Raw genomic sequence first — 12,309 nt, 5'->3', positions numbered from 1 at the left:
TCGAACCCGTGTTACCGCCGTGAAAAGGCGGTGTCTTAACCCCTTGACCAACGGACCTGAGTTGTTATTTTCAACTCTTACTATTATACCGGCTTTTCTAACTTTGTCAACTACTTTTTCTAATTTTTTTAATTAATTTTACAACTGCTTCCGTTCGAGCTGTGTGTGGGAACATATCGACCGACTGGATATAATGAAGATCATAGACTTCTACTAAGCGCACTAAATCACGAGCCAAGGTCGAAACATTACAAGAAATATAAACCATTTTTTCTGGTACATAAGTAAGAATAGTATCTAATAACTTATCATCCAGACCTGTACGTGGAGGGTCAACAATTAAAGCATCTGCTCGATAGCCTTCCTTGTACCAACGAGGAATAACCTCTTCTGCTGTTCCAGCTTCATAATGAGTATTATCAAATCCCATTCTTTTAGCATTTCGCTTAGCATCTTCAATGGCTTCTGGAATAATATCCATACCTCTGAGTGTTTTAACTTTCTTTGCAAAGGCAAATCCAATCGTTCCAACTCCACAATAAGCGTCAATCAAATGGTCTTCTTTATCAACATCCAGCGCTTTTACCGCCTCGCTATAGAGTACTTCTGTTTGTTCAGGATTTAGTTGATAGAATGCTCGAGGGGATAGTGAAAATTCATAATCAAGAACACCTTCTTGAATACTCTCTTCTCCCCAGATAATCTCTGTCTTTTCACCATAAATCTCACTGGTTTTAGCTGTATTTGTATTCACAGCGACTGTCACAACTTCTGGAAAATCTTTAACTAAGTCTTTTACTAGTTGGGTTAAATTAAGCTGACGATTTGTAACAATAATAATCTGAACCTGTCCAGTCTTTCTTGCTCGTCGAACCATTATAGTTCTAACACCTAGAATTTTTCTCTCATCCGTGATTGGAATTTGGTGAAAAGTAAGTAATTCTGCTAGACGATTAGCAATCACTTGGGTTTCCTTGTCTTGTACCAGGCAGTCTTTCAACTCTACTAAATAGTGAGAGTTTTGTGCATATAAGCCCGCCTTGACCTGATTCTTAAATTTTCGAGTCTGAAATTGTAACTTAGCACGATAGTACTTGGGTTCCTGCATTCCAATCGTCGGGCGGATTTCATAGTTTTCATATCCTGCAGGGGCAAATTTTTTCAGCGCTTGGTGAAGTAAGTCCGTCTTGAACTCCAGCTGCTTATCATAATGCAGGTGCATGATTTGGCAGCCTCCGCATTCATTGTAAATAGTACAAGCTGGCACAACACGGAATTTAGACTTCTTGTTGACCTTCAGTAGTTTTGCCTCTACAAAGTTACGTTTAATAGAAGTAATCTGACAATAGATATCTTCACCTTTGAGAGCACCAGGCACAAAGACTAAGGTTTTTTGATAAAAGCCGATTCCCTCACCATTAATTCCCATGCGCTTGATTTTTAATGGTATTTTTTGTTTCACTTTCAGATTCATACCCCTATCTTATCACATTTTGAGTTATAATAGAACTATGAAAATCACAAAACTTGAAAAGAAAAAAAGACTCTATCTGATGGAGCTTGATAATGACGACAAATGCCACATTACTGAAGATACTATTGTTCGCTTTATGTTATCAAGAGATAAGGTGATAAGCGAAGAAGAATTGAAAGAGATTCAGGACTTTGCCCAATTTTCTTACGGTAAGAATCTAGCTCTCTACCACCTATCCTTTAAAGCACGCACTGAAAAAGAGGTTAGAGAATATCTAAAAAAATACGATATTGATGAAAACATCGTTTCTCAAGTCATTGCTAATCTTAAAGAGGATAATTGGATTAATGATAGCCAGTACGCTTATGCTATCATCAATGCCAATCAACTTTCAGGAGACAAGGGACCTTATGTACTGACTCAGAAACTAGTACAAAAAGGGGTTTCAAAATCTACCATAGAAGAGAACTTGAAAGAATTTGATTTTTCGGAAGTTGCTCAACGTGTAGCCAATAAACTATTGAAAAAATATGAGGGAAAACTTCCAGCTCGTGCCTTGCAAGATAAGATAATCCAAAATCTGACCAACAAGGGGTTTTCCTATTCTGATGCTAAAACTGCCTTTGATCAGTTGGATAGTCAAGTTGACCAAGAAACGACTCAGGAACTCATCTTCAAGGAACTTGATAAGCAATATTCTAAGTATGCCCGTAAATATGAAGGATACGAACTTAAACAGCGTTTAACCCAAGTTTTAGCACGAAAGGGCTACGATTTTTCGGATATAGCAAGCGCTCTCAGAGAATATCTTTAATATTTTCATGTAAAATTCACAGATTTTAGGTAATTTTATGGTACAATAGTAAACGATAAACTTATAAATTGTAGAAAGTTGGTTAGTTATGAAGCTTCCAAAAGAAGGCGACTTTATTACAATTCAAAGTTATAAGCATGACGGGAGTCTCCACCGAACTTGGCGGGACACCATGGTACTAAAAACAACAGAAAACGCCATTATTGGTGTCAACGATCATACACTGGTTACCGAAAGTGATGGTCGTCGTTGGGTCACTCGAGAACCGGCTATTGTTTACTTTCACAAGAAATATTGGTTTAATATCATTGCCATGATTCGTGATAATGGAATTTCCTACTATTGCAATATGGCCAGCCCCTACTATCTGGATGAAGAAGCACTGAAGTATATTGATTACGATTTGGATGTTAAGATTTTTACAGATGGGGAAAAACGTCTCTTGGACGTTGAGGAATATGAACGCCACAAACGCAAAATGAATTATTCTGATGACTTGGACTATATTTTAAAAGAACATGTCAAAATTCTTGTTGATTGGATTAACAATGGACGTGGTCCTTTCTCAGAAGCCTATGTAAACATTTGGTACAAGCGCTATGTAGAACTAAAGAATCGGTAAAGTTGTCAAACTAGGGTGAAAGCCCTGGTTTTTTTATTTGAAAAACCCAGCTTTACAGCTGGGGTGGTCTTTATATATCTAATTTCGTAACAGTAAATTTGATGTGGGAATAGTCTTTTTCAACATCCTTATCAAGCATGAACGCTGTGGCGTCCTTCTTAACTTGAACCAGGTCAATATTCTGGGCTTGGGCTGCATAGACGCATCCACAATAACATTGACGGTAGATGTCATACTCTTCACACATCTCTACTGAACGTTTGTAACCCTGATTTTTCTTGAAATCACTTGGAAGATAGTGGGTGGTATAAATCTTTTGCACGTCGATTCCGATGCTGTTGATGGTTTGAGAATTTTTATGAGGACTGATGGTCAAGGCTGAGCCAAAGTAGTCAAATCCCAAGTCCATAGCCACTTGAGCTGTTTTATCCAGTCTATAGTCAAAGCAAACCTTACAACGGTCGCCACCTTCAGGCTCTTCTTCCAAACCTCGAACCAGTTTACGATATTCGTTAGGTTCATAAGGAGCTTCTAGGTATTGAACGTTATTACCAGTTCGCTCATTGAAATCACTGACAAATTTCTTGGTAACATAGGCACGCTTATGGTATTCTGCCTTGGGATGGATATTGGAATTGGCAAAATAGATGGTCACATCTGCATACTTGGTCAAATATTCTAGTGTATAAGTACTACAAGGGGCACAGCAAACATGCATGAGAATGGTTGGCCGTTGCTCATTTTTCTCCCATACTTGTACCATCTTCTGCATGACACGGTCATAATTAATCTTCTGATTGGGATTCATCTTGCTCAGAATTTCTTCTACATCGATCATGTTCTTCTCCTTTTTCTAGTCTTATTTTATCATATAAGTTAGGAGAGCTCAAATCAATTTAGAAGTGAATATCATAAAAAGAAGGAATAGCCATTCCCTCCTTTTGTGTTTTGTATAAGTTGTTTTCTATAGAAAGCTTACATCATGCCGCCCATCATGCTTGGATCCATTGCTGGAGCCGGAGCTGCTGGTTCTGGTTTATTAGCTACGACTGCTTCCGTAGTCAAAATCAAGCTGGCTACAGATGCTGCATTTTGTAGGGCTGAACGACTCACTTTAACTGGATCGATAATCCCTTGATCAATCATATTGACCCACTCACCAGTTGCTGCGTTGAATCCTGTACCAACTTCAGCATTTTTCAAACGATCGATAACGATAGAACCTTCGAATCCTGCATTGTGGGCGATCTGACGAACAGGTTCTTCCAAAGCGCGGAGAACAATATTGCGGCCTGTTGCTTCGTCTCCTGTCAATTCCAAATTCGTCACAGCTGGGATGACATTTACAAGGGCTGTTCCACCACCTGCAACGATTCCTTCTTCAACAGCTGCACGAGTAGCGTTAAGGGCATCTTCAATGCGGAGTTTCATTTCTTTCAACTCAGTTTCAGTTGCGGCTCCTACCTTAATAACCGCCACACCACCTGACAATTTCGCTAAGCGTTCTTGCAATTTTTCACGGTCAAATTCAGAAGTTGTGGTTTCGATTTGAGACTTGATAACTGCAACACGGTGAGAAATCGCTTCAGGATTTCCAGCACCTTCTACGATAACAGTGCTATCTTTGTCCACAGTTACTCTCGCTGCTTGACCAAGAGCTTCAATTGTCGCATCTTTCAACTCAAGACCAAGGTCTTCTGTGATAACTGTTCCGCCTGTCAAGATGGCAATGTCTTCAAGCATGGCTTTGCGACGGTCACCAAAACCAGGTGCCTTGACTGCTACCACGTTGAAGGTCCCACGAATCTTGTTCAAAACAAGAGTTGGAAGAGCTTCGCCATCGACATCATCCGCAATAATCAAGAGTGGACGATTGCTTTGGAGAATGCTTTCTAGAAGTGGCAAGATTTCTTGGATATTTGAAATCTTCTTATCAGTAATCAAAATGTATGGATTTTCAAGGTCAGCCACCATTTTTTCGCTATCTGTCACCATGTACTGTGAAAGATAACCGCGGTCAAACTGCATTCCTTCTACGACTTCAAGTTCTGTTTCCATACCACGTGACTCTTCGATGGTGATAACTCCATCTTTGCCAACTTTTTCCATGGCTTCAGAGATGTACTCACCAACTTTTTCAGAACGAGAAGATACAGCAGCAACCTGAGCGATGGCTTCTTTGTTGGCAACAGGGATGGCATTATTTTTCAAGGCTTCTACTGCTGCGGTAACTGCTGTTTCAATCCCACGACGAATGCCGATTGGATTTGCACCTGCTGTGACGTTTTTGATTCCTTCGCGGACGATTGCTTGAGTCAAAACAGTTGCAGTTGTAGTCCCGTCACCTGCGATATCATTGGTTTTTGAAGCTACTTCTGATACCAATTTGGCACCCATATTTTCAAAATAGTCTTCCAACTCGATTTCTTTGGCAATAGTCACACCGTCATTGGTAATCAAGGGTGAACCAAATGACTTTTCAAGAACGACATTACGGCCTTTTGGTCCCAAGGTTACTTTAACAGTGTCTGCAAGGATATCGACACCACGGACCATAGCTGAACGAGCATCAGATGAAAATTTAATTTCTTTTGACATACTTACTTTCTCCTTCTATTCTGCAATAATAGCTAAGATGTTAGCTTCGCCAACGATGATGTACTTTTCATCGCCGTCTTTGACATCGAGACCTGCGTGAGCTTCAACTAAGACACGGTCGCCAGGCTTAACGCTTGGAGCTACCAAATCACCGTTCAAGGTACGAACTCCTTGTCCAGTAGCTACAACTTGGGCTGTTTTTGTTTTTTCTTGAGCTGAACCTGCGAGGACAAAACCTCCAACAGTTTGTTCTTTTTCTTCGATTTTCAAGACCACACGGTCTCCTAATGGTTTCAACATCTGATTTCCTCCATGATGAAATAGATACTATTAGCACTCTTTATATCCGAGTGCTAATTTATAATTCTATTGTATCACTTGGTCAGAAATAGTCAAGAAAAAAGTCTGACTTTGGCAAGATAAAAAGCCTGAGACCAACTCAGACTTTTCAATGTTTAAAATGGTAATTCTTCCTCTTCTAAGACCAAATCCGCCAAATCTTGGCCTGCATTATTTTCACGCATGGCACGTTGGGCGCGACTTTCCAAGAGTTGGAATCCTGTAACAAGAACTTCGGTCACATAGTTCATTTGACCATTTTTCTCAAAGCGACGTGTACGAAGTTCCCCATCAACGGAAATGAGACTTCCTTTGGTTGCGTAGCTTGCCAAGGTTTCTGCTAATCTGCCCCATAGGACAATATTGACAAAATCAGTTTCACGTTCACCATTTTGGTCTTTGTAACGACGGTTCACAGCAATAGTTGCACGAGCTACTGACTTGTCATTGTTGGTTTTGTGCAATTCTGGTGTAGACGTTAAACGTCCAATCATGATAACTTTATTATACATATTTTCTTCCTCCTACTTATCTATTCGCAGGAAATCAAAAAAAGTTACAGAAATTTGTAACTTTTCGAGAAAATTTTTTATTTTTTATGAACCATGAAACCTGTCGCCTGTTGATTGGCCATAATGGTCATATCTGTAATCTGCACACGGCGAGGTTGACTGGTCACATAGACTACTGTATCTGCAATATCTTGAGCTTGCAAGGCTTCTATTCCCTGATAGACAGCCTCAGCACGCTCTTTGTCACCATGAAAACGAACTGTAGAGAAATCTGTTTCGACAATTCCAGGCTGAATGGTCGTCACCTTGATATCCGTTGCAATGGTATCAATTCGCAGTCCATCTGAAAAAGTCTTAACTGCAGCCTTGGTGGCTGAGTAAACAGCGGCTCCCGCATAGGCATAGATTCCTGCGGTCGACCCCATATTGATAATATGACCTTGATTGGCTTTTACCATTGCTGGCAAGAAACAGCGAGTGACTGCCATCAAACCCTTGACATTGGTATCCAGCATGGTCAACATATCCAACTCTTTATAGTCCTGATAGGGAGCCAAGCCAAGAGCTAGTCCAGCATTATTGACCAAGATATCAATCTGCCCTATCGTTTCCAAAATATCGGAGCAGACAGTCTTGACCATGGTCATATCCGTGACATTCAGTGGAAAGGTCCAAACTGTTTGATTTGGATAGGTTGCTGCAAACTCCGACTTGAGGTTTTCTAGTCTGTCTATCCTTCGTCCTGTTAGAACGACATTCTCACCCTGTTGCAGATAAGCACGCGCAATAGCTTCACCGATTCCTGAGGTCGCTCCTGTAATTACTACATTTTTTGCCATCTTATTTCCTTCTATCTGGTCTATCAGATACTGACAATTATTATGCAGTCCAGTGTTTCGCTGGGTCAAATGGTGTTCCGACAACTTGGTCTTCTGATAATTCAATAACGCCACGTTTTTGCGGAGCATTTGGCAAATGCAATTCACGAGGACTGCACATCATTCCAAAACTCTTTTCGCCACGAAGTTCACCTGGGAAAATAAGATTGCCTTTGGGCATCATTGCTCCAGGAAGAGCTACAATGGTTTTCAATCCAACACGCGCATTGGGAGCCCCTGCAACGATTTGCACTGTCTTATCACTTGCGACTGCAACTTGGCAGATGTTGAGGTGGTCACTATCTGGATGGGCTACCATCTCAACGATTTCACCAACAATAAACTTAGGTTCCTTGTCATTAACAATTTCTTCTGCAAAGCCTTCTACCTGCAATTCTTGGTTCAAACGAGCGACCTGTTCATCTGATAAAAAGACTTGACCGCGCTCTGCAATTTCAAATAAACTTGAAACTTCAAAAATATTCCAAGCCACTGTTTCCCTATTATCTTTGAGAAAAACACGGGCTACCTTGCCTTTGCGCTCCACATCCAACTTGGCATCTCCGCTGTTTTTTACGATGATCATAAGGACATCACCGACATGTTCTTTATTATATGTAAAAATCATTGTTTCCTTTTTCTCCTATTTTAGTCCTGCTAAAAAGTCGTTAATTTGTTGCTTGCTTTTACGGTCGCGATTGACAAAACGACCGATTTCCTTGTCCTTTTCTAGAACAACAAGGCTGGGGATTCCATAAACATCCCAGAGTTTGGCTAAATCCATATACTGGTCTCGGTCCACTCGAATAAAGGTGAACTCTGGATTGGTCTCCTCAATTTCTGGCAAGGTAGGATAGATATAACGACAATCGCCACACCAGTCTGCTACAAAAAGAAAGACCTTCTTGCCATCTTTTTCTACTAAAGATGCTAATTCTTCTAAACTTGCTGGTTGTATCATAAGACTTCCTCCTCATACACCAGATCTTCATTTTCATAGACAAAGGTATAATGACGGCCATCCTCAAAAATGACGCCACCAACCAAGCTCTCTAGACTGCTTTCATAGACTTGAACATAGAGGGTAGCAATTTCTCCCATGTCTGAAAAATGGTCTCGCACCATCGCTGTCAACTCTTCCTGGGTCTTCATGAGCTTACGATCATCTGCAACTTTTTTCGTAGCAAGGGCAAGGCTCCCAATACCAAGCAGAGCCAGACCTGCCATCCACATTTTTTTAGCTTTCATACCATTCATTTTAACACAAAAAAGGCTTTAGGACAAATGAGGAAGCAGCAGAAAAGCAAGTAAAAAGCCTCTTCCTTTAAGGAAAAGGACTTCTTATTCTTATTGCCAGGCACCTGAGTTGCCAACGTAGTAGCCATCTGGTGTGTAGGTATTGCGAAGCATCTTACCTGATGAAGCCAGATAATACCACTTGCCATTATCTTTGACCCAATCATTCGCTAGCATGGCACCAGAAGAACTTACATAATACCATTCTCCCTTGTCATAAACCCAAGTGCTTGCTTTCATGGCTCCTGAAGCTGATAAATAGTACCACTTGCCTTGATCATAAAGCCAGTCACTCGCAATCATGGCTCCTGATGATTTAAAGGCATACCAGTTGCCACCTTGATAGAGCCAAGTTTGATTGAACATGACTCCTTTATCGTTCATAAAGTACCAAGTTCCCTTGTCCTTAACCCAATCCTTCTGCACTAATTGACCTTGTTTTTGATAGTACCAGTTTTGGTTTGATTTTAGCCAGCTTTCTGCTTTTACAATCGGATAAAGCTCTTTGAAAGATCCTCCATCATCATATTTGTGACTGATAGATTTTAGTTTTTCAAGTTTCAACTCGCCATTGCCATAGTCTGCCCAAGCAAAGACTTTTTGACCATTGACAGTCTCTGGTAAAGTAGCAGTGTAAGTCTTGGTTTGATAATCCCATTTAGCATCGAGGTAAGTGTATTGATCATTTGATTCTTCAATACGATAGTAACCTCTCTTTCCACTATCATTATGAATATCATCCACAACTTTCGTTGACCAGGTCTTTACTTCATTTCCACTCTTGGCTTCTACCTTGATATCTCCTCTATAGCCATATGGAACATAGAAATTCAGGTAACGCCCCTCTACGCCCATCATAGACTTGTCCTTTTCTTGACCTAGGAAATTGACAGTTTGATCTTGACCATCGAGACTAACCGTCCACTCGATTTTCTCGGTTTTTGGCAAATCCAAGACTTTGATATCCACTTCATGACCATTGTTAAACCGAAGAATCTTGCCATCTTGATACTGCACTCCACACTTAACAACCCATTCTTCTTTAAGCTCAAATGCCTGCCCTGAATGTGGAAAAGCCAGTAAAGCTAGACCAGCTAGAGACAAACCAAATAATGTGATTTTTTTCATTGTAGTTCCTCCTTAGTTGTTATTATGTTGATTATATCACTATATTTTTGTTTTGCAAATTATATCCTAAATATGCAAGCAAAAAACCTCTGAGATTCTTCTCAAAGGTTCTGATTTTGCTAATTGCTGTTCTCAACTGCTGCAGTAACAAAGGCAGTGTAGAGTTCTTCTGGACGGTTTGGACGACTTGAAAGTTCAGGGTGATACTGACACGCTACAAAGAATTTATTTTCAGGAATTTCCACAATTTCGACCAAACGATTATCTGGAGAAACTCCTGAGAAGACAAAGCCTGCTGCCTCAAACTGCTCACGGAAGGCGTTGTTAAACTCATAACGGTGACGGTGACGGCGTTGCACCACTTCTTGATTGTGATAAGCAGCCGCTGCCTTTGAGCCACGTTTCAACTTAGACGGATAAAGCCCCAAGCGAAGGGTTCCCCCCATATCCTCAACATCAATCTGATCACGCATGATATCAATGATAGGGTATTTTGTTTCTGGTGCAAGCTCTGCAGAATTGGCCCCTTCAAGCCCCAAAACATGACGAGCAAACTCGATACAAGTCAACTGCATGCCCAAGCAGACTCCCAACATTGGAACATCATTTTCACGCGCATAGCGGATGGCTTGGATTTTGCCTTCAGTACCACGTTGACCAAAACCACCTGGTACGATGATTCCGTCCGCATCAGACAAAAGCTCTTCCACATTCTCTGCTGTCACATCATTGGCATTGATCCAATTGATTTTCACTTCTGCGTCGTTGGCATAACCAGAGTGTTTCAAGGCTTCAACCACAGAAATGTAGGCATCTTGCAACTCAACATACTTACCGACAAGGGAAATTTTAACTTGTTTCTTGAGGTTCATGACCTTGTCCACCATGGCTGACCATTCTGTCATATCCGCTACTGGTGCGTCTAATTTCAAATGGTCACAGACAATTTGATCCATACCTTGAGCCTGCAAGTTCAATGGAATTTGGTAAAGGTGTTCGACATCCAAAGACTCGATAACGGCTTCTGGTGCCACATCACAGAACTGTGCTAGTTTGTTTTTAATTCCTTGACCAGCTGGCTCTTCTGTACGAATAACCAACATATTTGGCTGGATTCCCAATCCACGCAATTCTTTTACAGAGTGTTGAGTTGGTTTGGTTTTCATTTCACCAGCGGCCTTGAGGTATGGCAGCAAGGTTGTATGGATATACATGACATTATCCGCACCCACATCTGCCTTCATCTGACGAAGGGCCTCTAAGAATGGCAAGGACTCGATATCTCCTACTGTCCCACCAACCTCTGTAATAATGACATCAGAATCAGTCGTTAGAGCGGCACGCTTGATTTTTTCTTTCAAAGCATCTGTGATATGAGGAATAACCTGAACAGTTGCCCCAAGGTATTCTCCACGGCGTTCTTTACGAAGAACTTCACTGTAAATTTTACCAGTTGTCACGTTGGAATATTTGTTAAGATTGATATCGATGAAACGTTCATAGTGACCCAAGTCCAAATCTGTCTCAGCTCCGTCATCTGTCACAAAAACTTCCCCGTGCTGGTAAGGACTCATAGTTCCCGGATCAATATTGATATAAGGGTCAAACTTTTGAATGGTTACTTTGAGACCACGATTTTTCAAGAGACGGCCCAGACTTGCTGCCACAATCCCTTTCCCAATAGACGATACCACACCACCAGTTACAAAAATATATTTCGTTGACATAGATTCCTCTTTCTAAAATGCTCAAGGTCTTGCTGACTACGAGGGGACATAGAAAACAAGACCCTACTAATAAGAATAATCTGGAACGACTGCACCAGATTTACAACCAAAATACAAGAAGATAACTTCTTGAAAAAACAAAAATAGCTCCCTAAGAACTAGGGAGCCCCGACCTCTAAAAGAGGTGCCCGAACAATATGATACCTAAAAATAGAATAATTGTCAATAGCTAACTTTTATTCCTCGATGTTTTCAGTATCATCATCTGAAAACTCGTCGTCTTCTTCGTTGAGATCCACGTCTTCACCCAAGTCATCAGGAGCAATCTCGTTGATTTCTGCATCATAAGCTTCCACTTCATTTTTCTCATCATCTGGATTTTCATCATCGTATGAAAGAGCTGGATCTGCTTCGTATGCATCTTCGTCTTCTGGATCATCTGCATTGTAGTCAATAGCATCAGAATCGCCATCCATGAAGGCATTAACGCGTTTTTTCTTAGCTTTTGGTGCTACTTCATCGTCATCATTTTCCTCAAGAGCGATGATTTCTTCATCGATTTCGTCCACACCATACCATGAACGAAGACCCCATTTGTTGTCTCCAAGTGAGATGAAGCTACCGTCAAAGTTCAACTCTGTGTAGAACAAAGGCAAGGCTTCGCGGATATCGCTGTTTGATGTTCCAAGGTAATTTTGAATTTCGTTTACAAGATCGCTAAAATGCATCTCATGATCGCGACCACGAAGTTCCAAGATAGCACGCGCTACCTCAATCATAGATAGTTCACTTTTTTCTTGCCCAGCAAATACTTCTAATTCCAAAGCGTTTCTCCTCATTTATACTACTATCGCCAGAGCGAACAGACTCTGACCTCATTTTATCATGTACTCTTTATTGTACGATAATTTTGCGAAATAG

The 12,309-nt window shown here is 40.9% G+C and carries 14 protein-coding genes; 2 read left to right on the top strand and 12 right to left on the bottom strand.

The window, feature by feature from the left end; translation table 11 throughout:
• Positions 1-106 precede the first annotated feature (106 nt).
• Entirely contained in the window at positions 107-1,474 is a 1,368-nt protein-coding gene (gene rlmD / locus ADH52_RS03755; RefSeq protein WP_049510183.1) for a 23S rRNA (uracil(1939)-C(5))-methyltransferase RlmD, read from the bottom strand.
• A 37-nt stretch (positions 1,475-1,511) separates the two neighbouring features.
• Here rlmD and recX point away from each other — a divergent pair, with 37 nt between their 5' ends.
• Entirely contained in the window at positions 1,512-2,288 is a 777-nt protein-coding gene (gene recX, locus ADH52_RS03750; protein WP_049510182.1) for a recombination regulator RecX, read from the top strand.
• An 88-nt stretch (positions 2,289-2,376) separates the two neighbouring features.
• Entirely contained in the window at positions 2,377-2,910 is a 534-nt protein-coding gene (locus ADH52_RS03745; protein WP_000775316.1) for a nucleoside tri-diphosphate phosphatase, read from the top strand.
• A gap of 70 nt (positions 2,911-2,980) precedes the next feature.
• On the opposite strand, the gene ADH52_RS03740 is transcribed toward ADH52_RS03745, so the two are convergent.
• The 11 genes from ADH52_RS03740 to rpoE all read right to left on the bottom strand — a co-directional run bounded on the left by ADH52_RS03740 (position 2,981) and on the right by rpoE (position 12,212).
• A complete protein-coding gene (locus tag ADH52_RS03740) occupies positions 2,981-3,748 on the bottom strand; it encodes an epoxyqueuosine reductase QueH (RefSeq protein ID WP_049510180.1) in 768 nt (255 codons plus the stop codon).
• A 137-nt stretch (positions 3,749-3,885) separates the two neighbouring features.
• Positions 3,886-5,508 (bottom strand): chaperonin GroEL, encoded by a 1,623-nt coding sequence (gene groL / locus ADH52_RS03735; RefSeq protein WP_049510178.1) that lies wholly within the window; start codon positions 5,506-5,508, stop codon positions 3,886-3,888.
• A gap of 15 nt (positions 5,509-5,523) precedes the next feature.
• The gene (gene groES / locus ADH52_RS03730; protein ID WP_049510176.1) at positions 5,524-5,808 is read right to left on the bottom strand and encodes a co-chaperone GroES; all 285 of its coding nucleotides are present in this window, start codon (positions 5,806-5,808) and stop codon (positions 5,524-5,526) included.
• Positions 5,809-5,963: 155 nt separating this feature from the next.
• Entirely contained in the window at positions 5,964-6,359 is a 396-nt protein-coding gene (locus tag ADH52_RS03725; protein ID WP_049510174.1) for a single-stranded DNA-binding protein, read from the bottom strand.
• A 77-nt stretch (positions 6,360-6,436) separates the two neighbouring features.
• On the bottom strand, positions 6,437-7,198 hold the full coding sequence (locus ADH52_RS03720; RefSeq protein ID WP_049510172.1) for an SDR family NAD(P)-dependent oxidoreductase: 762 nt from the start codon (positions 7,196-7,198) through the stop codon (positions 6,437-6,439).
• A 40-nt stretch (positions 7,199-7,238) separates the two neighbouring features.
• The gene (gene ytpR / locus ADH52_RS03715) at positions 7,239-7,865 is read right to left on the bottom strand and encodes a YtpR family tRNA-binding protein (protein WP_049510170.1); all 627 of its coding nucleotides are present in this window, start codon (positions 7,863-7,865) and stop codon (positions 7,239-7,241) included.
• A 15-nt stretch (positions 7,866-7,880) separates the two neighbouring features.
• Positions 7,881-8,198: a thioredoxin family protein gene (locus ADH52_RS03710; protein ID WP_049510168.1), complete on the bottom strand. Its 318-nt coding sequence runs from the start codon at positions 8,196-8,198 to the stop codon at positions 7,881-7,883.
• The gene (locus ADH52_RS03705) at positions 8,195-8,494 is read right to left on the bottom strand and encodes a DUF4651 domain-containing protein (RefSeq protein ID WP_049510167.1); all 300 of its coding nucleotides are present in this window, start codon (positions 8,492-8,494) and stop codon (positions 8,195-8,197) included. The genes ADH52_RS03710 and ADH52_RS03705 overlap by 4 nt, the downstream gene beginning before the upstream one ends.
• A gap of 90 nt (positions 8,495-8,584) precedes the next feature.
• Positions 8,585-9,661 (bottom strand): N-acetylmuramoyl-L-alanine amidase family protein, encoded by a 1,077-nt coding sequence (locus tag ADH52_RS03700; RefSeq protein WP_049510165.1) that lies wholly within the window; start codon positions 9,659-9,661, stop codon positions 8,585-8,587.
• 119 nt (positions 9,662-9,780) lie between these two features.
• Positions 9,781-11,388: a CTP synthase gene (locus ADH52_RS03695; RefSeq protein ID WP_049510163.1), complete on the bottom strand. Its 1,608-nt coding sequence runs from the start codon at positions 11,386-11,388 to the stop codon at positions 9,781-9,783.
• Positions 11,389-11,624: 236 nt separating this feature from the next.
• Positions 11,625-12,212 carry a DNA-directed RNA polymerase subunit delta gene (rpoE, locus tag ADH52_RS03690; protein WP_000418409.1) on the bottom strand — a complete coding sequence of 196 codons (588 nt, stop codon included), beginning with the start codon at positions 12,210-12,212 and terminating at the stop codon, positions 11,625-11,627.
• Positions 12,213-12,309: the final 97 nt, after the last annotated feature.

Origin of the sequence: Streptococcus pseudopneumoniae (assembly GCF_001072665.1) — a bacterium.
GTDB lineage: Bacteria > Bacillota > Bacilli > Lactobacillales > Streptococcaceae > Streptococcus > Streptococcus pseudopneumoniae_S.
Note: the sequence above shows the minus strand (reverse complement) of the source record. Positions and strands in the feature narration are given on the sequence as shown.